Raw genomic sequence first — 26,471 nt, forward strand, 5'->3', positions numbered from 1 at the left:
GCAACTCCGCCAATAACGGCGACCAGTCCTCGGGCTCGGATTCGCTCGTCAWCGRCAYCGCCCACATCGCCCTGACCGGCGGTTCGATGGGCGGAGCGGTGCTGCGCACGGCTGCGGAAGACGCGCGTGCGTCGGAGATCGACTGGTCGCTGGTCCACTTCTGGTGGGGCGACGAGCGCTTCGTCCCGCGTGACGACCCCGACCGCAACTCCCTGCAGTCGCGCCACGCGCTGCTCGATCACATCCCGGTGCCGCCGGAGAACGTGCACGAGGTGGCGGGTCCCGACAGCGGACTCACTCTCGACGAGTCCGCCGCGGCCTATGCCGCCGAGCTCGCGCGGTACGGCACGGAGGAGCACCCCTGGCCGTCGTTCGCCGTGTGCTTCCTGGGCGTCGGTCCCGACGGGCACATCGCCTCGCTCTTCCCGGATCGCGACGAGGTCACGGTGACGGACGCCGCGGCTCTGCCCGTGCGCAACTCGCCGAAGCCTCCGCCCGAGCGGGTGACGCTCACGCGTCCCGTCCTGAACTCCTCCAAGCGCGTCTGGCTCGTCCTGACCGGCGCCGACAAGGCATCCGCCCTCGGGCTGGCGCTGGCCGGCGCGAGCTACACGAGCGTGCCGGCAGCCGGCGCGAAGGGTCGCAAGCGCACGGTGTTCTTCGTCGACGAGGCGGCGGCCTCCGAGGTCTCCCCCGACCTCATCGATCAGGCGTACTGACGCCTCGCGGCCCCGCGCGGTCCGAACGCCCGCTACGGAGCGTCGGGCCGGCGGTTCTGCTCGGCCTGGGTCCAGGCATCCGACGGGTTCTGCTGCTCCGTCGACTCCTGGCTCGGCTCGGGAGCAGGCGAGGACGGCGACGAGTCGCTGCCGCGCACGATCGGGAGCTCCTGACTCTCGCTCAGCACCTGCGGGTGGTAACGGGCGAGGTTGACGACGCCCCAGACCGCGATGGCCCCGGCGACGCCGAAGATGATGAACACCCACCACGGCGCCGCAGCGGCCTCGCCGAGAACGATCATGCCGATCAGGACCGCGATGAGCGGGTCGACGACCGTGAGCCCGGCGATCACGAGGTCCGGCGGGCCCGAGCTGTAGGCGGTCTGCACGAAGTACGCGCCGACCGAGGCTGCCGCGAGCAGAGCGATCACGCAGATGGCCGTGATCCATTCGAACTGGCCGGCCTCGATCCGCTTGATGACGACCTTCGCGAGCGTGGCCACGAAACCGTAGAGGATGCCGGCGCCGATCACGTAGAACAGCGCGCGCATGCGGTGGCGGAGGATCAGCCAGCACGCCCCGAGCGCGATGATCACGACGAGGAGGAGGGCGAGGATCACGAAGAGCTCGCGTTCGGTGACCTCCTTCTCGGTGGCGTAGATGGCCGCGAAGAAGACGAAGAGGAAGATGCCGCCCACGCAGAAGATGATCGCGGTGACCGACTTCCGGGTCGGCGAATGGCCGGAGATCCGCGCGTTCAGGAGCGTCGTGATCACGAGCGCGATCGCGCCGAGGGGCTGCACCACGATGAGCGGTGCCTTCACGAGCGCGGCGAGCTGACACACGATCGCGAGCCCGAGCATCAGGGTGCCGAGGATCCATGAGGGCCGGGTCAGGAGCGCTTTGATCTGGCCGCCGGTGAGGCCGGTGGTGCCGTCGGAGCCGCTCAGGCGCTCGACCTTCTCGACGCCGCGGTGCTGGTACTGCGCGCCGAGGGACATGAAGACCGCGCCGGCGAGAGCCAGCGGGATGCCGAGCAGCAGGCCGGGGTTCTGGAAGGCGCCGACGAGCTGTTCGCCGACCTCTTCAGCCGCATTCGTCCACACCCCAGCGCTCACACTACGACCCTACCCGGCACATCGCACACAGTAGGGTTGTGACGTGGCTGTACTTCCGATTCGCATCATGGGCGACCCCGTGCTTCACTCCCCCGCATCGGCCGTCGAGGAGATCACGGACGACATCCGCACACTCGTCGCCGACATGTTCGAGACGATGGATGCCGCGCCGGGAGTCGGTCTCGCCGCACCGCAGGTCGGCGTGCCGCTGCGCATCTACACCTACGCGTACGTGGACGATGACGATCAGCCCTGGCGCGGCGTGCTGATCAATCCCGTGCTGTGGATCGCGCCGATCGAGCCGGGCGATCCCGACCCCGATCTCGAGTCGGAGGGATGCCTCTCCTTCCCCGGGGAGCGATTCCCCCTCCGTCGCTCCGAGCGGGTTCACCTCACGGCGACCGATCTCGACGGGCAGCCGGTCACGATCGACGTCGACGGCTGGCGCGCGCGGATCATGCAGCACGAGTTCGACCACCTCGACGGGGTCCTCTACGTCGACCGCCTCTCCGACGGCGACTGGAAGACGGTTCAGAAGATCGCGCGCAAGCGCGGCTGGGGTCGACCCGGAGCCAGCTGGATGCCGGGCGTCGACGACCTCGAGGGCTGATCCGCTCCCAGCGCGATCACAGCATCCTCGGAGTTGCATCACAGACTCGGAGGCGGCTAGCGTGATCGCGGCGGGCTTCTTTCTTTCGCATGCCCGCGCACCAAGAGGCTCTGTGGAGGGGACACAATCATGATGAAACTGCGCAATCGACGCGCTCTGATGCTCGCAGGTACCGCGGTGGCGCTTTCCATCGCTCTGAGCGGCTGTAGCGCCATCAACAGCATTCTCGGGGGCGGGGCCGGCGACGCCGACCGCGACCAGGAGACCGGTCAGGTCACCGAGAGCGCGAACATCGACGTCTTCGCGCTGAAGGTCGGGGACTGCAAGATGTCCAGCGCGACGGGTCTCATCGAGGCCGTCGACGTCGTGCCGTGCGAGGAGCCGCACGACGAAGAGGTCTACCACGAGTTCTCGATGGAGGACGGCGAGTTCTCCGAGGAGGCCGTCGACGCGGCGACCGAGGGATGCATCGGCGACGCGTTCACCACGTTCGTCGGCGTCGTCTGGGACGAGTCGGCCCTCGACGTCTACCCGATCACCCCGACCAAGGACACCTGGGACCAGCTCAACGACCGCGTGATCCAGTGCGTGATCTCCGACCCGGCCGGCCCGGTCACCGGAACCCTCGCGGGCGCCGCTCGCTGATCCGGACGCATGCAGTGATCTGAGCACGATTCCAGAGAGGGCCCCGCCGTTCGGCGGGGCCCTCTCTGCGTCAGGAGGCGGCCGGGCGCGCGCGCAGGTGGATGCGCTTGCCGTCCTTGCTGAAGATCGACACGATCTCGGCCGGCCCGGACCCCGCGGCCGACAGCCAGTGCGGGACCCGCGTGTCGAACTCCGCGGCCTCGCCGGGCCCGAGCGTCACGTCCTTGTCCCCGAGCACGAGCCGCAGACGCCCGGAGATCACGTACAGCCACTCCTGGCCGTCGTGCACCTTCGGCTGAGGCACGGCGGTGATGCCGGCGGGGCGGGCGGGGAAGGTGACCTTGTAGGTCTGCACGGGGCTCGATGCCGGCGAGAGCGACTCGTAGCGGATGCCCTCGACCTCCCTGGTCGTGCGTGACACCCGCGGGTCGGGGACCGCGCGCGGCACGATGTCGTCGAGACCGAGACCGAGCGCTCGCGCGATCGGCACGAGAAGCTCGAGATTCGGCGCCCGCTTTCCCGCCTCCAGACGCGACAGGGTGCTCGGGGAGATGTCGGTGAGCGCGGAGAGGTCCGCGAGGGTCAGGCTGCGTTTCTCGCGCCAGCTCTTCAGACGTGGTCCGATGAGGGCCAGGGATTCGTCGGGCACGTCGGCATCCTTTGCTGATTCAGCATGAATAGTTGCCGAAAGCGTATCAGGCGCGGAAGCTGGACGCATGATCGACGACACCTCTTCCCCCGCATCCACTCTCCGCCCAGATGAGTTCTCGCACACCCCGATCTCGGGCGAGCACTGGGATGTCATCGTCATCGGCGGAGGCGCAGCCGGACTGAGCGCCGCGCTCATCCTCGCTCGAGCCCGACGCCGCGTGCTCGTGCTCGATGCTCAGGAGCCGCGCAACCGGTTCGCGCCCCATATGCACGGCGTGCTGAGTCGCGATGGCTACTCCCCGCTCGATCTGGTCGCCGACGGCCACCGGGAGGTGCGCGCGGTCGACGGCGTGATCGTCGACGCCCGTGTCGCCAGCGCGAGCGCGATCGCCGACGGCTTCGAGGTCGTGACGGCGGCGGGCGACCACGCGACCGCGCGCCGCCTCATCGTCGCGACCGGCGCACGTGACGTGCTGCCCGACATCCCCGGACTGGCCGAACAGTGGGGACGTGGCGTCGTCGCCTGCCCGTACTGCGACGGATACGAGGCCTCAGGGCGCGCGATCGGGGTGCTGGCGACCTCCGTCGGCGGACTCCACAAGGCCCACATGCTGAGGGCGTACTCGGACGACATCACGGTGTTCACCGGCCTCGTCGACGGCATCCCCGACGAGGACCGGCTCGTGCTGGAAGCGCGCGGGATGCGCGTGGAGACGCGTGCCGTCACCCAGGTGATCACCGCGGCAGGCGAGCTGACCGGACTCGGTCTGGACGACGGCTCCACGATCCCCGTCGACGTCGTGTTCGCCGAACCCGCTCTGATCGCACTCGACGAGCCACTGCGTCAGCTCGGGGCTGAGCGCTCCGACACGCCGATCGGCCCGTGGACGACCGTCGACGCTCTCGGACGGACGAGCGTCGAGGGCGTCTGGGCCGTGGGGAACGCGGCGAACCCGGCCGCTCTCGTGCCGATCGCCGCCGGGTCCGGCGCCGCCGCAGCCCTCGCGCTGAACGGGGAGCTCGTGGCGCAGGACGTCGCTGCGGCGGCGGCGCTGGTCGCGAGCGCGGCGGTCGCATCGTGAGCGAGACCGAGTCCTCGGTCGATCCGGCGCCGAACCCTGCGGAGTTCTGGGAGGAGCGCTATCGGAGCACCCGCGGCGAGCACGGCCGGGTGTGGAGCGGTCGCGTGAACGCCGCCGTGGAGCGCGAGGTCACCGGCCTCACTCCCGGGACGGCTCTCGAACTGGGGTGCGGCGAAGGCGGGGACGCGCTGTGGCTCGCCGCGCACGGATGGACGGTGACGGCGGTCGACATCTCCGCGACGGCCCTCTCCGTCGGCCAGGCGCAGGCGCAGCGTGCGGGGCTCTCCGACCGGATCCGGTGGATCCGCGACGATCTCTCGACGTGGGAGCCGACCTCCGTCTTCGACCTCGTGACGTCGGCGTTCCTGCACTCCCCGGTCGAGCTTCCGCGTGAGGCGGTGCTGCGGCGCGCGGCATCGGCGGTGGCGCCGGGCGGGCGGCTCCTCGTCGTCGGGCACGGGTCCGTCCCGCCGGGGTCGAAGCTCAGCCACCACGACCACGACGGGCCGCCGCTCCCGACCGCCGAGGAGGTGCTGTCGTCGCTCGATCTGCCCGAGGGGTGGGTCACGGAGACGAGTGCTCTCGTCGACCGGGTGGCGATCTGGCGCGACGGTTCCGAGGTGACGCTCGTCGACGCGGTACTGCGGGTCAGGCGGGGCACGGTCGCGTGAACAGGCACGGACGCTGAGCTACGCTCGCTGAGGCGGCGCGCCCTTCCCGAAGCGCGCCGGAAGACAGGAGCACCGATGTTCACCGGCCTGAGTGCCTTCCCTCTCACCCCGCTGCGCGACGACACCTTCGACGAAGCCGCCTACACGCGACTCATCGAGCGGCTGGTCACCGCCGGCGTCGACTCGATCACGGCGCTCGGCTCGACCGGCTCCTACCTGTACCTCGACCGCGACGAGCGTCGGCGCGTCGCCCGCGCAGCCGTCGCGCTCGCGGGAGACGTGCCCGTGATGGTCGGCATCGGCGCGCTCCGCACCTCCCAGGTGCAGCGCCTCGCCGATGATGCGCAGGATGCCGGCGCGAGCGCCGTGCTGCTCGCGCCGGTCACCTATCAGGCGCTGACCCCGGACGAGGTGTTCACGCTGTTCGAGGATGTCACGGCCGGACTCTCGGTGCCCCTGGTCGTCTACGACAATCCCGGCACGACGCACGTCACGTTCACCGACGAGCTCCATGCCCGGATCGCCGCGCTGCCGAACGTGGCCTCCATCAAGATCCCCGGTGTTCCGGTGGATCCCCAGGATGCCTCCGCACGCGTGCATCGACTCCGCGATCGCATCCCCGACACGGTGTCGATCGGCGTCTCGGGCGACTGGTTCGCCGCCACGGGCATGAACGCCGGATGCGATGCCTGGTACTCGGTCATCGGTGGCACGCTCCCCGACCCGGCGCTCACCATCACGCGTGCCGCGCAGGCCGGTGACCAGGATGCCGCGACCGCCGAATCGGCCCGCCTCCAGCCGCTGTGGGACCTGTTCCTGGAGTTCGGGAGCTATCGCGTCACGGCCGCCATCGCAGAGCACCTGCAGCTCGTCGCCCCGGACTGCCTTCCGCGCCCGGTGCTCGGGCTTCGTGCCGGAGCGCGGGAGCGGGTCGCGGAGGTCGTCGACCCGCTGGGACTCCGCGGCTGAGGGTCGTCGAGGCCGAAAAGGGAATGGCCCGGAACTCGCGAAGGAGTTCCGGGCCATCTTGGCTCCCCGGCTTGGACTCGAACCAAGAACCTGCCGGTTAACAGCCGGCTGCTCTGCCAATTGAGCTACCGAGGAATGTGCACCGCTGCGCGGGCAACTCGACAAGCTTAGCAAACTCCGAGCCCCACTCGTGACACCGGGGCGGGGTCGGCGCAGGTCGGGCGTGTCGTGTTCAGTGCCGCGAATCCGACTCGGCGTTGGGAACCCAGAGCAGGTCCTTGCCGACGCCGCGAGCGACCACATGACCGCCGCGGAGCATGAGCGTCTCGGCGTTCAGCTCGCGGATGAACGCCGCATCGTTGGTCACGAGGAGAGCGGCCATCGACTCCTCCCTCCGACGACGAGTGATCGCGTCGAACACCACCGGACGCACCTCCAGGTCGAGGTTCGCGAGCACCTCGTCGGCGATGAGCACCTTCGGCTCCAGGATGAACGATCGGGCGATCGCCACGCGCTGACGCATGCCAGCGCTGAGCTCGTACGGGAACTTGGCTGCGGTGCCGAGCGGAAGGTGCAGCTCGTCGAGCAGGGTCGCGACGCGGATCGACAGCGCCTTCGTGTTGACCCGGCGCTCCCGGATGAGGATCGGCTCGGCGATCACCTCGTTGACGGTGAGACGGGGCGGCAGGTCGGCACCCGCACCCTGAGGCACGAAGCCGGTGCGATACGTGAGGATGCGGTGCTTCCGACCGGGCCTGCGCACATCGACGCCGCAGACCACGGCGCTTCCGCCGACGACGCGCACCGAGGGGTCGGTCGACCCCGCGAGGGCGGCGACCAGGGTGGACTTCCCCGAACCGGTCGGTCCGGCGACGCAGATGAGCTCGCCCGGCGCGAGAGAGAAGGTCACACCGTCGACGGCACGGGTGGGAGTGCCGTGCCCGATGCGGTCGATCACCAGATCCGAGCATTCGATCGCGTTCTGGGATTCTGGCCTGCGGGACATGTCTCCATCCTGCCCTCTGCCGACCCGGCGGGCGCGTTACGACTCGGCGAACCTCTGACGCTCCGCGTCGATGTCTCTCAGACGCATCCGCAGCGCGCGGCCGCCGTCCGACTCCGCGGGCACCCGCTGCACCGCGCCGAGCAGCTCCTGCTTCTCGCGCTCCAGCTGGCGGAGGATGAGACGACGGGCGAGATCGGTCGTCGAGGCGACCGCACCCTCCTCGTTCCTGGCGGGGAACGGCGTCATCAGCAGCTCACCGGCCAGGGACCGGTAGGGCTCGCGCACGCCGTTGACGGCATCCGTCACCCAGCCCGCCCTCGTGCGGTCAGGAGCGGATGCCACGGCCTCGCGCACGGCGTCGAGACCCGGTGTCCGGAACGGGGCGCCGAGGGCGCGGTTCAGGAGATCCTGGTCCACCTGGTGCCCGTACTGCAGGGCACCCATCAGAGCATCGCGCTCGACCGCGACGTCGGCCGTCCGGGGCAGGCTCGCGAGGGTGACGGGCGCGACGCCGGCGATACCGGTCGACGGATCGGCCTGGGGCGTCTCGCGCCGCGCCGCGGGCTGCTGCGAAGCACCGCGCGCGGCACGTTCCACCTCGCTGTGCACCTCGGTGGGATCCATGCCGAGGCGACGCGCCAGCACGCGCTCGTACCCGGGGCGCAGCAGCCGGTCCCTGATCTCGGCGACGATGGGCGCGGCCGCACGCAGCGCGCCGACGCGACCCTCGACCGTGGAGAGGTCGAAGCCGCCCAGCTTCCGGTCCATCGCGAACTCGAACATCGGCACCTTGGCGTCCATGAGCCCGCGCACCGCGGCATCCCCTCGCTGCAGTCGCAGATCGCACGGATCGAGGCTGTCCGGCGCGACTGCCACGAAGGTCTGGGCGTTGAACCGGTCGTCCTCGGTGAACGCGCGCAGCGCCGCCTTCTGGCCGGCCTCGTCACCGTCGAACGTGAAGACGACCTCGCCCGAGGCGTTGTCGTCGCCCATCACCCGGCGCAGCACCTTGATATGCTCGGTGCCGAACGCGGTGCCGCACGTCGCGATCGCCGTCGTGAGACCGGCGAGATGGCAGGCCATGACGTCGGTGTACCCCTCGACCACGACCACGCGGCGCGGATCTCCGCGCGAGATGTCGCGCTTGGCGAGGTCGAGCCCGTAGAGCACCTGCGCCTTCTTGTAGATCGGGGTCTCCGGCGTGTTCAGGTACTTCGGCCCCTGGTCGTCGTCGAAGAGCTTGCGGGCGCCGAAGCCGATCGTCTGCCCGGAGACATCGCGGATCGGCCAGACCAGACGCCCGCGGAACCGGTCGTAGACGCCGCGCTGACCTGTCGAGACGAGGCCTGCCGTGGCGAGCTCCTCACGGGTGAAGCCCTGCGCCGTGAGAGCCTTGAGCATCCCGTCCCAGCCGCGCGGAGCGAAGCCGACACCGAAGTGCGCCGCGGCCCCGGCGTCGAATCCGCGTTCACCCAGGAACCGCCGTCCGGCCTCGGCGTCCGGCGAGAGCAGCTGCGCGCGGAAGAACTCCGCGGCGGCCGTGTTCGCGGCATAGAGGCGACTGCGTCCGCTGGTCTCGGGGGCCGCTCCCCCGTCTTCGTAGTGGAGCGTGTACCCGATTCGGCCGGCGAGGCGCTCGACGGCCTCCGTGAAGCTGACGTGGTCCATCTCGCGGAGGAACGAGTAGACGTCTCCCGACTCGCCGCAGCCGAAGCAGTGGTAGTAGCCGACCTGCTGCCGCACGTGGAAGCTCGGGCTCTTCTCATCATGGAAGGGGCACAGACCCTTGAGCGATCCGACCCCGGCCGACTTCAGCGCCACGCGCTCACCGACGATGTCGGCGATGTTCGTGCGCGCCTTGACCTCGTCGACGTCGGCCTGCCGGATGCGGGGCATCAGCCCACCCCTTCGGCGACGGGCCGCCTCTCGGCGTGCGCGCCTGCCCGCGCACGGGCGTGCCGCGGCGTCCAGATCCCGACCTCGGCGGGGTCGATCTCCCCCACCAGACGGTTGTGCCAGTCGATCGCGCTCTGGTCGGTGAGGCTCGCGATCTGGTCGACCACGACGCGGGCGCGCTCGGCGTCGTCGACCGCGGCGACGAAGTCGGCGGCGAACGCGGGTTCGAGCACATCGGCGCCCGCCGACCACAGGGCGTCGGTCGACCACAGCGAGTCGGCGAGCCTCTTCAGCACGCGCCGCTGCTCCTTGTAGACGCCCTTGCGCGCGTCGATCGTGACGATCGCCTGGCCCATGATGCCCTTGAGCACCGCGATCTCGGCCTCCACGACACGGGGCACGACGACGTGAGCGTTGTAGCGCACGAGATGGCTTCCCCCGTAGGCGTCGCGGGTCGCCGAGACGGAGGCGCGCGCGAAGCGGCCGATCAGATCGCTGGTCAGGTTCTTCAGACGGGCGAGCGCCTGCCGCGACCGGTCGAAGGACGGGAGCCACATCGACTGCGAGGCCAGACGATAGAGGGCGTCGGCGAGCTCGTCACGGGTGAAGTCGTAGCCCACCCACTGCTGGATACGGCCGACGAGAGCATCGTGTCCGCGCGGATCCGCGAGCTGCGCGACGTCGACGTAGCCGTTGACGATCGCGTCCTCGAAATCGTGCACGGAGTACGCGATGTCGTCGGAGAGATCCATGATCTCGGCCTCGATGCAGCGGAGGCGACCGGGCGCACCCTCGCGCATCCACCGGAACACGGCCTCGTCCTCGGGATACACGCCGAACTTGAGTCGACCGCCCGGGTCCGGGACCGGACTGTCGACCGTCCAGGGGTACTTGCAGGTCGCGTCGAGGCTGGCCCTGGTGAGGTTGAGCCCGACGGAGTGGTCGTCGTCGTCGAGGACCTTCGCCTCGAGCCGGGTCAGGATGCGGAGGGACTGGGCATTGCCCTCGAACCCCCCGATGTGCTCGGCCCACTCGTTGAGCGCGCGCTCGCCGTTGTGCCCGAACGGCGGGTGTCCGAGGTCGTGGCTCAGGCAGGCCGTGTCGACCACATCGGCGGAGACGCCGAGGGCCGTGGCGAGCTCGCGTCCGACCTGGGCGACCTCGAGCGAGTGGGTCAGGCGGTTGCGCGCGAAGTCGGCGGTGCTCGCTGGGCTCAGGACCTGGGTCTTCGCGGCGAGACGGCGGAGCGCCGCCGAGTGCAGCACACGGGCGCGGTCGCGCGCGAAGTCGTCGCGCTCGGATCGGTGCGTCTCGGCGAAGAAGCGCTCGGCGTCGCGGGCGTCGTAGCCGTCGGCGCGCACACCGGCCTGAGAGTCAGCCACCACTGTTCTCGATCTCCGCTCCACGCATCATCTCGGAGGCCGACGACTCGATCTCCCGCGACTCCAGCCACTTGTCCGGCAGGGCCGTGCGCTTCGGGTGACCGGCGCGTCCGCGCTGGCCCTCCGCGTCGGCACCCGGGTACGGCGCGGTGTGGTCGAGTCGGCCGAGCAGGTCGTCGATCTCCGCGAGGCTGGATGCGGTGGCGAGTCCGGTGCGGATGTCTCCGCCGACCGGATAGCCCTTGAAGTACCAGGAGACGTGCTTGCGGATGTCGCGGCAGCCGCGATCCTCGTCGTCGAAGAACTCCACCAGCAGCTGGGCGTGCCGACGGAACGCGTTCGCGACGAAGCCGAGAGTCGCGTCGACCACATGGCCGGTCCCCGAGCTCGTCGCGGGGCCCGCGCCGAAGACCGCGGCCAGGTCGCCGAAGAGCCAGGGACGGCCGAGACACCCGCGTCCGACCACGACGCCGTCGCAGTCGGTCTGCGCCATCATGCGCACGGCGTCTTCGGCCGACCAGATGTCGCCGTTGCCGAGCACCGGGATGCTCGTGACCGCCTGCTTGAGCTCGCCGATCGCGTTCCAGTCGGCGTGCCCCGAGTAGAACTCGCCCGCCGTGCGGGCGTGGAGCGCGACTGCGGCGGCACCGGCGTCCTCGGCGGCGCGCCCGGCCTCGATGAACGTCAGGTGGTCGCGGTCGATGCCCTTGCGCATCTTCACCGTCAGCGGGATGGAGCCTGCGGCCTTGACGGCCTGGTCGACGATGTCGGCGAACAGCTTCGACTTCCACGGGAGCGCCGCTCCCCCGCCTCGGCGCGTGACCTTCGGCACCGGGCATCCGAAGTTCAGGTCGATGTGATCGGCGTGGTCCTCGGCGACGATGATGCGCACGGCTTCGGCGATGGTCGCCGGGTCCACGCCGTAGAGCTGGATCGAGCGGGGCGTCTCGGACTCGTGGTGCTGGATCAGGCGCATCGTGGTCTCGTTGCGCTCGACCAGCGCCCGCGACGTGATCATCTCGCTGACGTACAGCCCCGCGCCGTACTCGCGGCACAGGCGTCGGAACGCGGTGTTCGTGATCCCCGCCATGGGCGCGAGGACGACCGGCACGTCGAGATCGATCGGACCGATGCGAAGAGGGCGGGCGGGGGCGGTGGCGAGAGTCATGTCCCCTCCATTCTCCCAGACGCGGAGCCGGTGCGGATGCTGCGACCTAAGCTGTGAATATGACCGATTCTGCGCTCCGTTCGATCCCCTTCACCGACGCCCAGGGCAACGAGAAGACTCTCGACGACCTCGGTGCCGATGTGGTGCTGGTGGTGAACGTCGCCTCGAAGTGCGGCCTCACCCCGCAGTACGAGCAGCTCGAGGAGCTGCAGCGCCTCTACGGCGACCGCGGCTTCAGCGTGGTGGGCTTCCCGTGCAACCAGTTCTTCGGGCAGGAGCCGGGTTCCGTCGACGAGATCCTCGAGTTCTGCTCCACGACCTACGGCGTCTCGTTCCCGGTGAACGACAAGGTCAAGGTGAACGGCAAGAACGCCTCCGAGCTCTACAAGGCTCTCAAGGAGGCCCCGGATGCCGGAGGCAAGGCGGGCCGCGTCGAGTGGAACTTCGAGAAGTTCCTCGTGCTGCCGGACGGCGAGGTCCTGCGCTTCCGCCCGAAGCAGAAGCCGGACGCCCCCGAGATCGTCAGCGCGATCGAAGCGGCTCTGACCCGCTAGACCGCTCGACGGGCGGGTCGTTCACCTGCGCGTCACCCGAGCACCCGCCCGGGAGGCGCAGCTCCACCGGGGTCCGTTCACCTGCCGGTCGCCACCGCCCCACCGCCGGTCCTTAGTCTCTCCGCGGCGAATCCGCCGGAAGACGAAGGAGACCGACCATGCCCGACCGACTGCCGATCAGCCGGCGAACCGTCCTCACTGCCGGAGCGCTCGGCGCTCTGGGCACCGCTCTGCCGCTCGGCACCCCGCCGGCGAACGCGGCTTCGCCGTCCCCTCAGATGAAGCCCGGCAAGGCAGGGCGGCTGCAGTTCCGTGCGGACGGCACCTTCAAGGTGGTGCAGTTCAACGACACGCAGGACGACGAGCTCACCGACCGCCGCACGGTGGAGCTGATCGAGAAGGTGCTCGATCAGGAGGCGCCGGACTTCGTCGTCATCAACGGCGACGTCATCACCGGAGGATGCGAGACGCGGCTCGCCGTGAAGCAGGCGATCAACAACGTCGTCTGGCCGATGGAGGCCCGACAGATCCCCTGGGCGGTCACCTTCGGCAATCACGACGAGGACTCGCTGCCCGAGTCGGGCGTCGACGAGGCGGGGATGCTGGCGATCTACCGGTCGTACGACTACAACATGAATGCCGAGAACACCCGAGGCGTGACGGGCACGAGCAACACGATCGCGACGATCGCCTCGTCGGCGAAGAAGAACCGCGAGGCGTTCGCACTGTGGTTGATGGACTCCGGCCGCTACGCCCCCGACGCGTTGAACGGCCAGGACTTCGCCGGCTATCCGACCTGGGACTGGCTGCGCATGGATCAGGTCGCGTGGTATCGCCAGCAGTCGCAGGAGCTCGAGAAGCGCCGCGGAACGAAGCTGCCCGGTCTCATGTTCCTGCACATCGCCCTGTGGGAGCACCGCTTCATGTGGTGGGGAGGCGTTGACACCCGCACGGAGGCGGACGCCGCACGCGGCCAGGCCCGGCACGGCATCGTCGGCGAGAGGAACGAGGACGAGTGCCCCGGTCCGTTCAACTCGGGCATGTTCAACGCGATCCTCGAGCGCGGCGACGTGAAGGGCGTGTTCGTCGGGCACGACCACATCAACGACTACGTGGGCGACTACTACGGTGTCCTGCTGGGATACGCGCCGGGCGCCGGCTTCGGTGCGTACGGTCTCGACGGAGAGGAGCGCAACCGCATGCGCGGCGGTCGCGTGTTCGAACTCACGGAGGCGGGCGAGGACGTGTCGATCGCCACTCGCGTCGTCTATGCCCGCGACCTCGGCATCGACCTCACCGCCGACGACCAGCCCATGGAACCGCTCCCCCTCGCCCCGAAGCAGGAGCGCCTCTGACACCCCGAGACAGATCGAGGCGGCGGGAGCAGAGCTCGCGCCGCCTCGATATCCGAAAGGTGCCTCAGGCCTGGACGGCCGCTGCTTCGTCCTCGGTCTCTCCGCGCTTCGCCCAGAGATCGCGGAGCACGTTCTCGAACGCTGCGGGCGGCTGCGCACCCGAGATGCCGTACTGCCCGTCGATCACGAAGAACGGCACGCCCTGGATGCCGTAGGCCTGCGCCTGCGCCTGGTCCTGACGGACCGCCGGCAGGTACGTCTCGCTCTCGAGCGCCTCGCGCGCCCGATCGGCGTCGAGACCGACCTCGACTGCGAGCTCGACGAGGTCGTCGATGCGACCGACGTGCTTGCCCTCGGTGAAGTACGCGGACATCAGGCGCTCCTCCATCGCGTGCTGCAGGCCCTCGGCCTTCGCGAAGTGGAGCAGCTCGTGCGCCTTCACGGTGTTGGTGTGCTGCAGGAGATCGAAACGGTACTCGAGGCCCGCGTTCGCCGCGACGCCCGTGACGTTCGACAGCATCTGCTCGACCTGCGCGCGCGGCATCCCCTTGTGTCCGGCCAGGAAGTCGATCTCATCGCCGTCGAAGTCGACGGGGGTGTCGGGCGAGAGCTCGAAGGAGTGGAAGGTCACGGTGACCTCCGGGGCGTCGTCGTCGGCGGAGACGGCTTCGAGGCCCTTCTCGAGGTTGCGCTTGCCGATGTAGCACCAGGGGCAGGCGATGTCGGACCAGATGTCGATGGAGATGGGTTCGCTCACACCTTCATCCAACCGCATGGTTCTGTGAGCTATTCCGGATCTCGCAGTTCCGGAGCGTCCTTCGTCTCGTCGCTGCGCTCCTCACTCAGGAACCGAGGAGCGCGACAATCCCCGCGATCGATAGGATTTCCGGATGCTCTCCGCCGACGATCCGCTGCCTCTCAGGCCGGAGCGCGTGCTGATCGCGGGAGTGTCCGGGTCGGGCAAGACGACCCTCGCCGGGCGGATCGGCGACGCGTGGGGCCTGCGGCACGTCGAGATCGACGCACTGTTCCACGGGCCGAACTGGACGCCGCGACCGGAGTTCCTCGACGACGTGCGCGCGTTCGCGGCCGAGGATCGCTGGGTCACGGAGTGGCAGTACACGAGCAAGGGGACCGACGAGGTCCTCCCGCCGCGCGCGCAGCTCGTCGTCTGGCTGGACTACCCGTACCGCGTGGTGCGTTCACGGCTGCTGCGCCGCACCCTCGCCCGCGGCATCCTGCGTACCCCGCTGTGGAACGGGAACGTGGAGAAGCCGATATGGCAGATGTGGCGCGGCGAGCCGGAGGAGAACATCCTGCTCTGGCAGACGAACACGTTGCACAAATGGGCGGAGCGCATGCCCGGTGTCATCGAGCACTTCCCGCATCTCACGATCGTTCGCCTGCGCCATCCTCGGGAGACGGAGAAGTGGCTCCGCGCTCAGGCTGTCGCGTCGGGAGCGTCGACGGCTCCTCCGAAGCGGCGGTCCCGCGACAGGTAGATGCTGATCGCGCGCCACAGCTCCTCGCGGGAGAAGTCGGGCCAGAGCGTGTCGAGGAACACCATCTCCGCGTACGCCGACTCCCACAGCAGGAAGTTCGAGGTGCGCTGCTCCCCCGAGCTCCGCACGAAGAGGTCGACGTCGGGCATGTCGGGCACGTAGAGGTGACGCCGGATCATCTTCTCGCTGATCGCGTTCGGCTTCACCCTGCCCGCGGCGACATCGGCCGCGATCGAGCGCATCGCATCGACGAGCTCGATCCGACCGCCGTAGTTGACGCACATCGTGAGAGTCAGCACGTCATTGCCCCTGGTGAGCTGCTCGGCGTACTGCAGCTCCTTGATGACGCTGCCCCACAGCCGCGGCTTCCGTCCGGCCCAGCGCACCCGCACGCCCCACTCGTTCAGCTGGTCACGTCGGCGGTGCAGCACATCGCGGTTGTACCCCATGAGGAAGCGCACCTCCTCGGGAGAGCGCGCCCAGTTCTCGGTCGAGAACGCGTAGACGGACAGGTGCTTCACTCCGGCCTGGATCGCGCCCGCGACGACGTCGAGGAGCACCTCCTCGCCGGCCTTGTGTCCCTCGACGCGGTTCAGGCCGCGGCGGTTCGCCCAGCGGCCGTTGCCGTCCATGACGATCGCGACGTGCTCGGGCACCGCGGGGAACGCGGGCGGGTGCACACCCGTCCAGTCGAGCGGGCGATAAGCCACGGCATCCTTGTGCGTGTACGGCTTGGGAGTCACCGTGCTCCTTCTCCTCGGATGTCGGAAACGTGCGAGAGCGAGCGGATGCCGCGCTCCAGGTGCCACTGGGCATAGGCTCCGACGAGCCCGGCTGCGGCAGCCGACTCGGCGGGAGATGCCACGTCGATGAACTCCCAGTCACCCCTGATCAGGGCGCGGAGCAGTTCGAGGGTGCGTTCGGCGATGCGCGGGCTTCCGGCCGGCGCATCGTTCACGCACACCAGGCCGCCCAGCTGGGCGACGAACGTGCTGTGCGGTCCGGGCGCCGCACAGCGGGCGCAGTCGTCGAGCGAGGGCGCCCATCCGGAGAGAGACATCACGCGCAGCAGATACGAGTCCAGGATGCTGCGCGGCACGTGCTCGCCCCGCGAGAGCGCGCGCAGACCGCCGACGAGGAGCAGGTACTGCTCGGGCGTTGCCTCGGAATCGCTCAGGCGGTCGGCGGTCTCGACCATCGCGTTGGCCGAGGTGAAGCGGTCGTAGTGCGCGGCGATGTCGGTGCCGTAGGAGCCGAGCGATTCCGCCTGCTGCACGATGTCGAGCGAGCGGCCCTGATAGAGCTGCACATCGGCGACCATGAAGGGCTCGAGCCGGGAGCCGAACTTCGACGACGTGCGTCGCACGCCCTTCGCCACCGCACGGACCTTGCCATGCCGCCGCGACAGCATGGTGACGATGCGATCGGCCTCACCCAGCTTGTGGGTGCGCAGGATCACCACTTCGTCTCGGTAGGTGGGCACACGTCGATTATCCTCCGTGCGCGAGAATGGACGGGTGACCGAACCGCTCTTCACCATTCCGCTGTGGGCAGACCTCCTCGGCGTCGGCCTCGGTGGGGTGCAGGGCGCGCTGTTCGCCTCCGGGTTCCAGGGGCAGCGCCGACTGGACTGGCTGGGCGTGGCGATCATCGGCATCATGATCGGCATGGGCGGCGGTCTGATCCGCGACATCCTGCTCGGTCAGACGCCCGCCACCCTGCAGAATCAGTGGTATCTCGTCACGGCCGCCGGTGCCGCTCTCTTCGGAATGCTCCTCGCGGGACTCTTCAGCCGCCTGAACACCGTGATCGTCGTGCTCGATGCCGTCGTGATCGGGATGTTCGGCGCGTTCGGGACGAGCAAGGCTCTGGCTTTCGGGATCCCCGAGGTGCCCGCCGTCTTCATCGGCGTCTGCGCCGCAGTGGGCGGCAGCGTGCTGCGCGACATGCTGATGGGCCTGCCGACCGCGATCATGCACGTCGGCTCGCTCTATGCCGTCGCCGCCGGCGCCGGCTGCACGTTCATCGTGATCGCGAACGGCTTCGGCATGTCGATCACCCTCGCCGCGATCATCGGCATCGTCGTCACCGCCGTGATCCGTGTGCTGGCGGTGAGCTTCGACGTCTCGCTCCCCGAGCAGCGACGCATCTACCGCCGCAAGGTCGCCGCCGAGACGGGCGCCATCCCGATCGTCAAGCCGCGCGACTGAGCGGAGTCCGGCGTTTCGTCTCGTCGCTTCGCTCCTCGCTCAACGACCGATGGCACGTGCCTCGGTCGTTGAGCGAGAGCAGCGAGACGAAACGCCGAGACCCGTCAGACCGCGGCCAGCTGCTGCGCGCGCGTGCGGATCGAGCGGTTCACACCCGACACGATCGCCTTGAGCGATGCGGTCGAGATGTCGCCGTCGATGCCGACGCCCCACAGCCGCTGGTCGCCGACCTGCAGCTCGACGTAGGCAGCGGCCTGCGCGTCGCCGCCCGCACTGAGCGCGTGCTCGACGTAGTCGTAGACCGTGATGTCGAAGCCCTGCGCACGCAGCACCTCAACGAACGCCGCGACCGGTCCGTTGCCCGACCCTGCCACCGCGAGCTGCTGCTCGTCATCACGCAGCACGACGTCGAGCACGACCTCGCCCGACATGTCGCTGCGGGTCTGGGTCGCGAGCAGTTCGAAGCGACCCCACTTGGCCGCCGAGTCATCCGCAGGCAGGTACTCGTCGTTGAAGATCGACCAGATCTGGTCGCTCGTGACCTCGCCGCCCTCGGCATCCGTCTTCGCCTGCACCACACCGGAGAACTCGATCTGCAGCTTTCGCGGCAAGTCGATCGCGTGATCCGACTTCAGCAGGTAGGCGACGCCTCCCTTGCCCGACTGCGAGTTGACGCGGATGACGGCCTCGTACGAACGGCCCAGGTCCTTCGGATCGACCGGCAGGTACGGCACGGCCCACTCGATGTCGTCGACGGTGACGCCCTCTGCTTCGGCCCGAACGGCCATCGCCTCGAAGCCCTTCTTGATCGCATCCTGGTGCGAACCGCTGAACGCCGTGAAGACGAGGTCGCCGGCCCACGGGCTGCGCTCGGGCACGGGCAGCTGGTTGCAGTACTCGACCGTGCGCTTGACCTGGTCGATGTCGCTGAAGTCGATCTGCGGGTCGATGCCCTGCGTGAACAGGTTGATGCCCAGCGCGACGATGTCGACGTTGCCGGTGCGCTCACCGTTGCCGAAGAGGCACCCCTCGATGCGGTCGGCACCGGCCATGTAGCCGAGCTCAGCGGCGGCGATCGCCGTGCCGCGGTCGTTGTGCGGGTGCAGCGACAGGATGATGTTCTCGCGGTGGGCGAGGTGGCGGCTCATCCACTCGATCGAGTCGGCGTACACGTTCGGCGACGCCATCTCGACGGTCGCCGGCAGGTTGATGATCACCTTGCGGTCAGGGGTCGGCTCGAAGACCTCGATGACCTGGTTGCAGATGTCGAGGGCGAACTCGAGCTCGGTGCCCGTATAGCTCTCGGGCGAGTACTCGTAGTAGACCTTCGTGTCGGGGATGGTCTTCTCGAACTTCCGGCACAGGCGCGCGCCTTCGAGCGCGATGTCGATGATGCCCTGCTTGTCGGTGCGGAAGACGACCTCCCGCTGCAGCACGCTGGTCGAGTTGTACAGGTGCACGATGGCCTGCTTGGCACCGGCGATCGACTCGTAGGTGCGCTCGATCAGGTGCTCGCGCGCCTGGGTCAGCACCTGGATCGTCACGTCGTCCGGGATCAGGTTCTCTTCGATGAGCTGGCGGACGAAGTCGAAGTCGGTCTGGCTCGCCGACGGGAAGCCGACCTCGATCTCCTTGTAGCCCATGCTGACGAGCAGCTCGAACATGACGCGCTTGCGCTCGGGCGACATCGGGTCGATGAGGGCCTGGTTGCCATCGCGGAGGTCGACCGCGCACCAGCGGGGCGCCTCGGTGATGCGGGCGTCGGGCCAGGTGCGGTCCGGCAGGTGGACGTCGATCTGCTCGTGGAACGGCCGGTACTTGTGGATCGGCATCGCTGAGGAGCGCTGAGTGTTCTGCATGATGGGCTTCTTCTCTTCGTCAAGATGTACGGGCCAACACAAGCGCCGCGACGAGGAAGGCCCTAGCTCTTAGGACTCGTCGCGGCAGCTAAGAAGAAGCAGACCGCCGAAAGGCATGCGGCCATGCTAGCAGGGAAGCTCCGGTCGCGTTCGACGGTCGTGAGACGATCCCGGCGGACGCGACACTGGGGAGTATGAGCACATCGCAGCGTCGCAGGCTTCTCGCGACGGCATCCGTCTTCGGAGTCCTCGCTCTCAGCGCCTGCGCGAACGGCCCCGGCGGCTCCCCCGCCCCGACGAACACCGCGATCCCGTCAGACCAGCGCCTCGAGAACGTCACGCCCGGCCTTCCGCAGGGACGCGTGATCGGCGTCGGCACCGTTCTGGATGTCGCGGGCGACGTGCAGCTGTGTCTGGGCGCGATCATGGAGTCCTACCCGCCGCAGTGCAGCGGTGTCCCGCTCGAGGGCTGGTCCTGGGACGGCCTCGAGGGCAGCGAGACCAGCGGTAAGACGACGTGGGGCGCGTATGCGGTCTACGCGACCTACGACGGGACGCGGCTGACGAACACGGATCCGCCGATCATGCTCGCTCTGTACGATCCGGTCGCGCCGGAGGATCCGACCGGCGGCACGGAGGGCACGACGGCCGAGGTCGACCTCACCCGGATCCAAGACGACATCTCCGCCCGACTCGGACGCGATGCCCTGACCGTGGGCGCCGACCGCGGCTACGTCTGGCTGCAGGTCGTGTGGGACGACGGCACGATTCAGGATGCCGCGGACGCCGAGTTCGGCGACGACGTGGTGATCGTGACGTCGTCGCTCCGCGAGATCGACTGACCGTCGCCGGCGCCTGTGCGATCATTTCGTCATGCGCGAGACGATGACGGCGACCCGATGACGATCGAGATCCTTCTCGGTGGGTTCGTCGCAGCGTTCGGTCTTCTCTCGGTCATCTTCGCCCGACAGCTGACCGACTTTCTGGTCGCGGCCAACTACGTGATCAGCGCCCATCGCGGGGCTGACATGAACGCCTCTCAAGGACCTTGGTCGAACCGCATCCTCGGGGTCTTGTTCATGGCCTTCGGAACGTTCTTGATCGTCATCGGTGCAACTTCGGCGCCGAGTCCGGGTCGGAGCCCGTCCCAGGTAGGGGAGGTCGTCGGTCCCCTGATCGCCGCCGCGATCCTGGCGCTGATCGGACTCATCGTCCTCTTCTCACGGCGGCATCTCGCAGTTCTGGCCGCGCAGCGCCTGCGGACTCACGCCGGTGACATCTATCAAGACCCCGAGGTCGACCGGTACGCCCGGATGATCGTCTCGACGTTCGCCGCCTGGGTCTTCATCCTCGCGGCGCTCTTCTCCGCGATCGGCGTGATCATCACGCTCGGACCTTGACTCCCCGCGCTGACGAGCGGCAGCCGAACAGGGATCTCACACGTCCGGGATCAACGCGAGCTTGCCGCCGGGGTGACCGGTCGCGAGGAGGCGATGCGCCTCGGGTGCCTGGTCCAGCGCGAAGGATCGTGCCACGGGAACGACGAGGTCACCGTTCTGCGCCAGGGAGACGAGCTCGCCGCGCACCTCGTCGCGGAACCGCGTGCTGGCCGGCATGGACCCGGCGATGGCCAGGATGCCGTCGGCTTCCGCGCGTCCGAACGCGGCGATCGTGACGATGCGCCGACGGTCGGCGACGAGTGCGAGCGAGACATCCACGGCCTCGTCCGTGCCGACGGCATCGAGCGCGGCGGCGATCGGACCATCCGCCGCGTCACGCACCCGATCGGAGAGGCCCGTGCCGTAGCGGACAGGGATCCCCCCGAAGCGGCGCACCTCGTCGAAGCGGCTCTCACTGGCGGTGCCGATCACACGGATGCCGCGCAGCCGCGCCTGCTGCAGCACGCTGAGGCCGACGGCGCCCGAGGCACCGTGGAGCAGGATCGTCTCACCCGGAGCGGCACCGGTGACCGCGAGCATCTCGGCCGCGGTGGTGCCGACGAGGAGGAGGTTCGCCGCCTCGGGGTGCGTCAGCGTCGTGGGCTTGGCGAACACCTTCTCCGCGGGCACGGTGAGTTCCGTCGAGTATCCGCCGCCCACGCGGAACGCGACGACCTCGTCTCCGATGGCGGCGGCGCCCGATCCGATCGAGGTGTGCGGACCGATCGCGATCAGCTCCCCCGAGACCTCGTATCCGATGGCCACCGGGAATTCGACTCCGCCCCGCGGGGCCGCGACGTGCTTCGCATCGGCCGGGTTCACGCCGGCCGCACGCACCCGGATCGTGACCTCACCGGTGCGAGGAGCGGGCGGCTCGTAGCCGACGAAGTCCCACCCCTCCGGCGGACCAGGGGTCCGGGCGATCCACTGCGATGCCATGCTCGTCCTCAGAGGTAGCACCGGAGGCTCGTGGCGCCTCCGGAGATGTTGGCCCAGTTCCCGGCATACACGGTCGCGACGACCGCCGATCCGTTGCGCGCCTGCACGTAGCCCGAGGTGCGGGCGTTCGCCAGCGACTTCGCCGAGAACGTCGACGGAATGGTGTGATTGCCGCAGGTGCCGAACGTCAAGGTGCTCGTGCCCCCCAGCGACAAGCCGTTGTACACGCAGATGCTGTTCGTCGCGCAGCTGCCGACCGAACGGGCGGACCGCGCCTTGTCCGCATGGACGGTCAGCTCCATCGCGAGCTCCGGCCACACCGCGTGCCTCGAATCGATGAGGACACCTCCGGGAACCTCTTCGAGCATCGCCGTGATCTGCGGATCCGGCTCGGCATCGTCGGACGGAGCCGCGAAGGCCGGCGCCGAGGTCATCGCGAGGAGGATTCCGACGAGACCCGCGAGAAGGGCCGAGGTCGCACGCGTCATTCGATTGTTCCTTCCGTGACATCCCACATCTCGTAGGAGATGATCGCCCCTGCGTCGAACACCTCGTCCGCGATCAGCACGGTGCGTTCGACCCCGACGATCCGGCCCGTCTCACGCGAGATCAGGATGAGGTCACTCGCGGCCCCGTCGGGAGATTGCACGCGGATGCCCGCTACCGGTCGTCCGAGACGATCCGTTGAGGTGCCGAGTGCGACGCCGTCGCCGGCCTCCTCCAGAAGAGAGAGAAGCTCGGCGTGCTGCGCGTTCGTCAGCGTCCACTGCTGGAGGGCCGACGTGAACGCGGTCTCCACATCGAAGGCGGTGGGATCGTCTGGCATGCCGAGAGCGCGGAGCATCGCGGACATGTCAGCACCGTCGGCAGCAGGGACGGTCGTCCACGGTGTCGTGAAGTCGCCGGGTTCCATGATGAGATCAGTGACGACCTCACCGCTGCTGGTCACCTCGGCCGTGCTGTTGGCCACGGCATCCGCGGGGTCGTAGGGGACGCCCGCGATGATCGTCATCCGCCCCGAGCCGTCGGGCTCCCACGTCAGAGTCGAGAGCTTCGGAACGACCTTCGTCTCCTTCTTGCCGACCTCGACCGCGAAGCCCCACGACGCCGTCCGGACCGTTCGCACCGCCTCGGAAGGGCCCTCCGACGTGGCGAGGGCGGTGTGCGCCTCCTCGACGATGTCGGCCACCGTGGACTCCCCCTCGAAGTCCAGCGGAGCGGGCGTGCCCGCGACCGCGGCCACTTGCGGCGTGATCATCGCGAAGGCGACGACCGCGGCCGTCGCGACAGCGACGACCCCCGACGCCCAGCCCAGAGCGCGCGCACGACGGCGCTTCTTCGGCGCCTCCGTCGAGCGGAGGATGCGGTCGCGGGTCGCGATGGCCTTCGCGTCAGGGACGGCATCGCGCGGGGTGCGCCCGGGATCGGCGTCGCTCAACGCCCTCTCGAGAACCGAGTTCTCAGTCGTCACCGGATGTCACCCCCTCCAGGCCCAGCTCCGCGCGCAGACGATCCTGCGCTCGGCGAAGTGTTCTCCGCACCCGGGACTCAGAACCGCGCAACAGCTCCGCGATCTCCCCCTCCGCGAGCCCATCCCAGTACGTGAGCATGATGATACGCCGTTCCCTGGAGGTGAGGACACCCAGAGCTCGCACGACCTCGGCCTGACCGACGCGCCCCGGAGGCGCCGAATCGCCGGTGACTCCGATGTGCACCGCATCGAGCGCGGTGTGCAGCGTGAGGGCGCGCCCCGACCGAGCGCGCAGGCGCCGCTCGGCCGCCCGCAGCAGCCACACGCGGCCCATCGGCCGCGTCGGCTTGAGCCGCGACCAGGCCAGGAGGAACACCTCGGAGACGATCTCCGCCACCTCGGCGTCGTCAGCGACGACGCACTCGATGTGGTGACGCACCGACGCCCAGTGGTCGTCGAAGACGCGTGTGAAGACCTCGTTCCGCAGCGCTTCCGGGTCCGGGCTGCGCCCGTTCATGCCCGCGGGGTCGGCGGCCTGCCCGCCGCCCTCGACGTGTCGCCGGTCCTCATGTCAGAACCCGAGCCGGCCGAGCTGCTTCGGGTCGCGCTGCCATTCCTTGGCGACCTTGACGTGCAGCCCGAGGAAGACGCGGGTGCCGAGCAGCGCCTCGATGCCCTTGCGGGCACGCGCACCGACGTCACTGAGACGCTTGCCCTTGTGCCCGATGATGATGGCCTTCTGGCTGTCGCGCTCGACCACGATCGAGGCGTGCACGTCGGTCAGGTCGGTGCCCTCGCGGGGCGCGATGTCATCGATCACGACAGCGATGGAGTGCGGCAGCTCGTCCCGCACGCCGTCGAGAGCCGCCTCGCGGATCATCTCGGCGATGCGGTCCTCCTGCGATTCATCCGTGGTGATGCCCTCCGGATAGAGCGCAGGGCCCTTCGGCATGAGGCTCAGCACCTCGTCGGCGAGCACCTCGAGCTGGTCCCGCGTCAGTGCGGAGAGCGGGATGACGGCGGCCCAGTCCTCGCGGAGGGCATCGACCTCCATCAGCCGCTCGGTGATCTCGTCCCGACCCGCGGCATCCGTCTTCGTGACGATCGCGATCTTCTTCGCCCGCGCGTATCCGTCGAGGGACGCGGCGATGCGGCGGTCGCCAGGGCCGACCTTCTCGGTCGCCGGCACGCAGAAGCCGATGACGTCGACGTCGCCGAGTACCTGGTCGACGAGATCGTTGAGTCGTTCGCCGAGCAGCGTGCGCGGCTTGTGGATGCCGGGGGTATCCACGATGACGAGCTGGCCCTCCGGGCGGTTCACGATGCCGCGGATGGCCCGACGGGTGGTCTGCGGCTTCTCGCTGGTGATGGCGATCTTCTCGCCGACGAGCGCGTTCGTCAGCGTGGACTTGCCCACGTTCGGTCGACCGACGAAGGTCACGAACCCGCTTCGGGTGTTCTCAGTCATCGTGTCGTTCTCCCTCGTCCTGCGAAGCGTCGGGCTCCGTCGCCGTGCGTTCCACGAAGACCGTGGCGATTCCTCGACCGCGGCCGCGCGATGCTCCACCGGTGAGCGCGAGCCCCGAGACCGTCGCGGTCGCGCCGGGCTGCGGCACCTGGCCCAGGGCCTTGCCGAGCAGACCGCCGATCGAGTCGACGTCCTCGTCCTCGAGTTCGAGGCCGAAGAGATCTCCGACGTCCTCGAGCGAGAGCCGGGCGCTCACACGGTACCGGCCATCGCCGAGATCGACGAACTCGGCGGATACCTGATCGTACTCGTCGGAGATCTCCCCGACGAGCTCCTCGATCAGATCCTCGAGCGTCACGAGTCCCGAGATGCCGCCGTGCTCGTCGATCACCAGGCAGACGTGGACGGCATCGCGCTTCATCTGCTGCAGGAGCGTCTCCGCGCGCATCGACTCAGGCACGAAGGTGGCGGGGCGGGCGATGGGACGGATGGATGCCGCGCGCCAGGCGCTGTCGTCGCGGTACGCGAACTGCACCAGATCCTTGAGATACAGCACCCCGACGACGTCATCGGCGTCGTCGTCCACCACCGGCATCCGCGAGACGCCGCGGTTCAGGAAGAGCGACATGGCTTCGTCGGTGGTGGCGGTCGCATCGACGGTCACCATCTCGGTACGCGGCACCATCACGGCGCGGACGAACTGATCGGTGAAGTCGAACACCGAGTGGATGAGATCGCGGTCATCCTCTTCGATGAGGTCGTTGGACGCCGCCTCGTCGACCATGCTGAGCAGCTGGTCCTCGCTCGTGAACGAGCTGCGCCCGGTGCCGGGGGTGACCCGGTTGCCCAGCACGACGAGCGCCTGCGCGAGAGGGCCGAGGAAGATGCGCAGGCCGCGCACGATCGACGCGGTGCCGCGGATCATGCCTTCGGCGTGCTGCCGCCCGAACGACCGCGGGCTGGCGCCGACGAGGACGAACGTGATCGCTGTCATCAGCAGAGCGGCGGCGAGCATCGCCCACCAGTTGTTCTCGATGAGGATCGTGAACGCCACGGTCACGAGCACCGCGGCCGTGACCTCGGCCAGGACGCGGATGAAGGCGACCGCGTTGACGTGCGCGTCGAGATCGGAGGCGATGCGGCCCAGAGCCTTCGCCCGCCGTCCTTCTGTCGCCATGTCGGCGAGGTTCGCACGCGAGGCGACGCCGTAGGCGGCATCGATGGCCGACATCAGGCCGCCGAACGCCACCAGGAGCACGGCGGCGATGAGCAGGAGAGTCGCTGTCATCGGCGGCGTTCGGCCGCGGCGAAGCCTTGGATGAGCTCCTTCTGCAGTCCGAACATCTCACGCTCCTCGTCGGGCTCGGCGTGGTCGAACCCCAGCAGGTGGAGCAGCCCGTGAGTGGTGAGCAGGATGAGCTCGTCCATCAGGGTGTGGCCGGCCGCCTGCGCCTGGGTCTCCGCGACCTGCGGGCAGAGCACGATGTCGCCGAGCAGCCCGGGGGCGGTCGGGCGGTCCTCGGTTCCGGGGCGCAGCTCGTCCATCGGGAAGCTGAGCACGTCGGTGGGTCCCGGCTCGTCCATCCACTGCACATGGAGCGCCTCCATGGCGCCCTCGTCGACGAGGACGATCGCGACCTCGGCGTCGGGGCTGACATGCAGCTGGGCGAGGTTGAAGTCGGTCAGCCGCTGGAGCACGGTCTCGTCGACGTCGATCGCCGATTCGTTGTTGATCTCGATCATGCCTGTGCTCGTTT

General features: G+C 69.0%; 29 protein-coding genes and 1 tRNA gene. 12 read left to right on the forward strand and 18 right to left on the reverse strand.

All coding sequences use genetic code 11. From position 1 onward, the window contains the following. Positions 1-719: 6-phosphogluconolactonase (pgl, locus tag DC434_RS17665; protein ID WP_243408998.1), on the forward strand; the 719-nt coding region annotated here is incomplete at its 5' end. Positions 720-751: 32 nt separating this feature from the next. Here the strand turns inward: pgl and DC434_RS17670 are convergent. Continuing rightward, a complete protein-coding gene (locus tag DC434_RS17670; protein WP_243408999.1) occupies positions 752-1,837 on the reverse strand; it encodes a DMT family transporter in 1,086 nt (361 codons plus the stop codon). A gap of 43 nt (positions 1,838-1,880) precedes the next feature. Here DC434_RS17670 and def point away from each other — a divergent pair, with 43 nt between their 5' ends. Both def and DC434_RS17680 read left to right on the forward strand, forming a co-directional pair. Then, positions 1,881-2,447 (forward strand): peptide deformylase, encoded by a 567-nt coding sequence (gene def, locus DC434_RS17675; RefSeq protein ID WP_116636636.1) that lies wholly within the window; start codon positions 1,881-1,883, stop codon positions 2,445-2,447. 129 nt (positions 2,448-2,576) lie between these two features. Then, positions 2,577-3,092, forward strand: coding sequence for a septum formation family protein (locus DC434_RS17680; RefSeq protein ID WP_116636637.1), 516 nt, complete (start codon positions 2,577-2,579; stop codon positions 3,090-3,092). A gap of 70 nt (positions 3,093-3,162) precedes the next feature. On the opposite strand, the gene DC434_RS17685 is transcribed toward DC434_RS17680, so the two are convergent. Then, a complete protein-coding gene (locus DC434_RS17685) occupies positions 3,163-3,741 on the reverse strand; it encodes an XRE family transcriptional regulator (protein WP_243409000.1) in 579 nt (192 codons plus the stop codon). Between the two features lie 67 nt (positions 3,742-3,808). On the opposite strand from DC434_RS17685, the gene DC434_RS17690 reads away from it, so the two are divergent. From DC434_RS17690 to DC434_RS17700, 3 genes are all read left to right on the forward strand, one after another. Beyond that, positions 3,809-4,825 (forward strand): NAD(P)/FAD-dependent oxidoreductase, encoded by a 1,017-nt coding sequence (locus DC434_RS17690; RefSeq protein WP_116636639.1) that lies wholly within the window; start codon positions 3,809-3,811, stop codon positions 4,823-4,825. Beyond that, a complete protein-coding gene (locus DC434_RS17695) occupies positions 4,822-5,496 on the forward strand; it encodes a class I SAM-dependent methyltransferase (protein WP_116636640.1) in 675 nt (224 codons plus the stop codon). Before DC434_RS17690 ends, DC434_RS17695 begins: the two co-directional genes overlap by 4 nt. 75 nt (positions 5,497-5,571) lie before the next feature. Continuing rightward, a complete protein-coding gene (locus DC434_RS17700; RefSeq protein ID WP_116636641.1) occupies positions 5,572-6,465 on the forward strand; it encodes a dihydrodipicolinate synthase family protein in 894 nt (297 codons plus the stop codon). 59 nt (positions 6,466-6,524) lie between these two features. On the opposite strand, the gene DC434_RS17705 is transcribed toward DC434_RS17700, so the two are convergent. The 5 genes from DC434_RS17705 to dusB all read right to left on the reverse strand — a co-directional run bounded on the left by DC434_RS17705 (position 6,525) and on the right by dusB (position 11,917). Further along, positions 6,525-6,600, reverse strand: a tRNA-Asn gene (locus DC434_RS17705). Positions 6,601-6,697: 97 nt separating this feature from the next. Beyond that, positions 6,698-7,471, reverse strand: coding sequence for an ATP-binding cassette domain-containing protein (locus DC434_RS17710; RefSeq protein WP_116636642.1), 774 nt, complete (start codon positions 7,469-7,471; stop codon positions 6,698-6,700). A 36-nt stretch (positions 7,472-7,507) separates the two neighbouring features. Beyond that, positions 7,508-9,367 carry a DNA primase gene (gene dnaG / locus DC434_RS17715; RefSeq protein WP_116636643.1) on the reverse strand — a complete coding sequence of 620 codons (1,860 nt, stop codon included), beginning with the start codon at positions 9,365-9,367 and terminating at the stop codon, positions 7,508-7,510. Beyond that, on the reverse strand, positions 9,367-10,752 hold the full coding sequence (locus DC434_RS17720) for a deoxyguanosinetriphosphate triphosphohydrolase (protein WP_116636644.1): 1,386 nt from the start codon (positions 10,750-10,752) through the stop codon (positions 9,367-9,369). The genes dnaG and DC434_RS17720 overlap by 1 nt, the downstream gene beginning before the upstream one ends. Next, on the reverse strand, positions 10,742-11,917 hold the full coding sequence (gene dusB / locus DC434_RS17725; protein ID WP_116636645.1) for a tRNA dihydrouridine synthase DusB: 1,176 nt from the start codon (positions 11,915-11,917) through the stop codon (positions 10,742-10,744). Before dusB ends, DC434_RS17720 begins: the two co-directional genes overlap by 11 nt. A 59-nt stretch (positions 11,918-11,976) precedes the next feature. Here dusB and DC434_RS17730 point away from each other — a divergent pair, with 59 nt between their 5' ends. Together DC434_RS17730 and DC434_RS17735 are read left to right on the forward strand one after the other, a co-directional pair. Further along, positions 11,977-12,471 (forward strand): glutathione peroxidase, encoded by a 495-nt coding sequence (locus DC434_RS17730; protein WP_116636646.1) that lies wholly within the window; start codon positions 11,977-11,979, stop codon positions 12,469-12,471. A gap of 158 nt (positions 12,472-12,629) precedes the next feature. Further along, positions 12,630-13,826 (forward strand): metallophosphoesterase family protein, encoded by a 1,197-nt coding sequence (locus DC434_RS17735; protein WP_165808126.1) that lies wholly within the window; start codon positions 12,630-12,632, stop codon positions 13,824-13,826. Positions 13,827-13,890: 64 nt separating this feature from the next. On the opposite strand, the gene DC434_RS17740 is transcribed toward DC434_RS17735, so the two are convergent. Further along, positions 13,891-14,583 carry a DsbA family oxidoreductase gene (locus tag DC434_RS17740; protein ID WP_116636647.1) on the reverse strand — a complete coding sequence of 231 codons (693 nt, stop codon included), beginning with the start codon at positions 14,581-14,583 and terminating at the stop codon, positions 13,891-13,893. A 133-nt stretch (positions 14,584-14,716) separates the two neighbouring features. Between DC434_RS17740 and DC434_RS17745 the strand changes: the two genes are divergently transcribed. Continuing rightward, entirely contained in the window at positions 14,717-15,328 is a 612-nt protein-coding gene (locus tag DC434_RS17745; RefSeq protein WP_116636648.1) for an AAA family ATPase, read from the forward strand. Here DC434_RS17745 and DC434_RS17750 read toward each other — a convergent pair. Both DC434_RS17750 and recO read right to left on the reverse strand, forming a co-directional pair. Next, positions 15,268-16,071, reverse strand: a complete 804-nt coding sequence (locus DC434_RS17750) for an isoprenyl transferase (protein WP_116636649.1) — start codon at positions 16,069-16,071, stop codon at positions 15,268-15,270. The genes DC434_RS17745 and DC434_RS17750 overlap by 61 nt on opposite strands. Continuing rightward, complete coding sequence (gene recO / locus DC434_RS17755) at positions 16,068-16,811, reverse strand: DNA repair protein RecO (RefSeq protein ID WP_116636650.1); 744 nt, start codon at positions 16,809-16,811, stop codon at positions 16,068-16,070. Before recO ends, DC434_RS17750 begins: the two co-directional genes overlap by 4 nt. A 34-nt stretch (positions 16,812-16,845) precedes the next feature. Here recO and DC434_RS17760 point away from each other — a divergent pair, with 34 nt between their 5' ends. Beyond that, the gene (locus tag DC434_RS17760) at positions 16,846-17,538 is read left to right on the forward strand and encodes a TRIC cation channel family protein (RefSeq protein WP_116636651.1); all 693 of its coding nucleotides are present in this window, start codon (positions 16,846-16,848) and stop codon (positions 17,536-17,538) included. Positions 17,539-17,642: 104 nt separating this feature from the next. On the opposite strand, the gene leuA is transcribed toward DC434_RS17760, so the two are convergent. After that, entirely contained in the window at positions 17,643-19,397 is a 1,755-nt protein-coding gene (gene leuA, locus DC434_RS17765) for a 2-isopropylmalate synthase (protein ID WP_116636652.1), read from the reverse strand. 194 nt (positions 19,398-19,591) lie between these two features. Between leuA and DC434_RS17770 the strand changes: the two genes are divergently transcribed. Then, positions 19,592-20,239 (forward strand): hypothetical protein, encoded by a 648-nt coding sequence (locus DC434_RS17770; RefSeq protein WP_243409001.1) that lies wholly within the window; start codon positions 19,592-19,594, stop codon positions 20,237-20,239. Between the two features lie 57 nt (positions 20,240-20,296). After that, positions 20,297-20,797 (forward strand): hypothetical protein, encoded by a 501-nt coding sequence (locus DC434_RS17775; RefSeq protein ID WP_116636654.1) that lies wholly within the window; start codon positions 20,297-20,299, stop codon positions 20,795-20,797. Positions 20,798-20,833: 36 nt separating this feature from the next. Here DC434_RS17775 and DC434_RS17780 read toward each other — a convergent pair whose 3' ends face one another. The 7 genes from DC434_RS17780 to ybeY are packed head-to-tail and all read right to left on the reverse strand — an operon-like array spanning position 20,834 to position 26,457. Further along, positions 20,834-21,775: an NADP-dependent oxidoreductase gene (locus DC434_RS17780; protein ID WP_116636655.1), complete on the reverse strand. Its 942-nt coding sequence runs from the start codon at positions 21,773-21,775 to the stop codon at positions 20,834-20,836. Between the two features lie 8 nt (positions 21,776-21,783). Further along, positions 21,784-22,263 carry a hypothetical protein gene (locus DC434_RS17785; protein ID WP_116636656.1) on the reverse strand — a complete coding sequence of 160 codons (480 nt, stop codon included), beginning with the start codon at positions 22,261-22,263 and terminating at the stop codon, positions 21,784-21,786. Next, positions 22,260-23,246, reverse strand: a complete 987-nt coding sequence (locus tag DC434_RS17790) for a hypothetical protein (RefSeq protein ID WP_116636657.1) — start codon at positions 23,244-23,246, stop codon at positions 22,260-22,262. The genes DC434_RS17785 and DC434_RS17790 overlap by 4 nt, the downstream gene beginning before the upstream one ends. Beyond that, positions 23,236-23,763, reverse strand: coding sequence for a sigma-70 family RNA polymerase sigma factor (locus DC434_RS17795; protein WP_116636658.1), 528 nt, complete (start codon positions 23,761-23,763; stop codon positions 23,236-23,238). The genes DC434_RS17790 and DC434_RS17795 overlap by 11 nt, the downstream gene beginning before the upstream one ends. A gap of 54 nt (positions 23,764-23,817) precedes the next feature. Further along, complete coding sequence (gene era / locus DC434_RS17800; RefSeq protein ID WP_116636659.1) at positions 23,818-24,714, reverse strand: GTPase Era; 897 nt, start codon at positions 24,712-24,714, stop codon at positions 23,818-23,820. After that, positions 24,707-26,002 carry a hemolysin family protein gene (locus DC434_RS17805; protein ID WP_116636660.1) on the reverse strand — a complete coding sequence of 432 codons (1,296 nt, stop codon included), beginning with the start codon at positions 26,000-26,002 and terminating at the stop codon, positions 24,707-24,709. Before DC434_RS17805 ends, era begins: the two co-directional genes overlap by 8 nt. Continuing rightward, positions 25,999-26,457 (reverse strand): rRNA maturation RNase YbeY, encoded by a 459-nt coding sequence (gene ybeY, locus DC434_RS17810; RefSeq protein ID WP_017202321.1) that lies wholly within the window; start codon positions 26,455-26,457, stop codon positions 25,999-26,001. The genes DC434_RS17805 and ybeY overlap by 4 nt, the downstream gene beginning before the upstream one ends. Between the last annotated feature and the right edge of the window lie 14 nt (positions 26,458-26,471).

It is taken from the genome of Microbacterium sp. TPD7012 (assembly GCF_003075395.1).
Classification (GTDB): domain Bacteria; phylum Actinomycetota; class Actinomycetes; order Actinomycetales; family Microbacteriaceae; genus Microbacterium.

Excerpts from the sequence above, each read along its gene's own strand:
- DC434_RS17775 (WP_116636654.1), top strand. The coding sequence starts at position 20,297 with ATGACGATCGAGATCCTTCTCGGTGGGTTCGTCGCAGCGTTCGGTCTT.
- ybeY (WP_017202321.1), bottom strand. The coding sequence starts at position 26,457 with ATGATCGAGATCAACAACGAATCGGCGATCGACGTCGACGAGACCGTG.
- dnaG (WP_116636643.1), bottom strand. The coding sequence starts at position 9,367 with ATGCCCCGCATCCGGCAGGCCGACGTCGACGAGGTCAAGGCGCGCACG.
- DC434_RS17735 (WP_165808126.1), top strand. The coding sequence starts at position 12,630 with ATGCCCGACCGACTGCCGATCAGCCGGCGAACCGTCCTCACTGCCGGA.
- DC434_RS17745 (WP_116636648.1), top strand. The coding sequence starts at position 14,717 with ATGCTCTCCGCCGACGATCCGCTGCCTCTCAGGCCGGAGCGCGTGCTG.
- DC434_RS17680 (WP_116636637.1), top strand. The coding sequence starts at position 2,577 with ATGATGAAACTGCGCAATCGACGCGCTCTGATGCTCGCAGGTACCGCG.
- era (WP_116636659.1), bottom strand. The coding sequence starts at position 24,714 with ATGACTGAGAACACCCGAAGCGGGTTCGTGACCTTCGTCGGTCGACCG.
- DC434_RS17770 (WP_243409001.1), top strand. The coding sequence starts at position 19,592 with ATGAGCACATCGCAGCGTCGCAGGCTTCTCGCGACGGCATCCGTCTTC.
- DC434_RS17805 (WP_116636660.1), bottom strand. The coding sequence starts at position 26,002 with ATGACAGCGACTCTCCTGCTCATCGCCGCCGTGCTCCTGGTGGCGTTC.
- DC434_RS17690 (WP_116636639.1), top strand. The coding sequence starts at position 3,809 with ATGATCGACGACACCTCTTCCCCCGCATCCACTCTCCGCCCAGATGAG.
- DC434_RS17780 (WP_116636655.1), bottom strand. The coding sequence starts at position 21,775 with ATGGCATCGCAGTGGATCGCCCGGACCCCTGGTCCGCCGGAGGGGTGG.
- DC434_RS17730 (WP_116636646.1), top strand. The coding sequence starts at position 11,977 with ATGACCGATTCTGCGCTCCGTTCGATCCCCTTCACCGACGCCCAGGGC.
- DC434_RS17785 (WP_116636656.1), bottom strand. The coding sequence starts at position 22,263 with ATGACGCGTGCGACCTCGGCCCTTCTCGCGGGTCTCGTCGGAATCCTC.
- DC434_RS17710 (WP_116636642.1), bottom strand. The coding sequence starts at position 7,471 with ATGTCCCGCAGGCCAGAATCCCAGAACGCGATCGAATGCTCGGATCTG.
- DC434_RS17795 (WP_116636658.1), bottom strand. The coding sequence starts at position 23,763 with ATGAACGGGCGCAGCCCGGACCCGGAAGCGCTGCGGAACGAGGTCTTC.
- DC434_RS17700 (WP_116636641.1), top strand. The coding sequence starts at position 5,572 with ATGTTCACCGGCCTGAGTGCCTTCCCTCTCACCCCGCTGCGCGACGAC.
- dusB (WP_116636645.1), bottom strand. The coding sequence starts at position 11,917 with ATGACTCTCGCCACCGCCCCCGCCCGCCCTCTTCGCATCGGTCCGATC.
- leuA (WP_116636652.1), bottom strand. The coding sequence starts at position 19,397 with ATGCAGAACACTCAGCGCTCCTCAGCGATGCCGATCCACAAGTACCGG.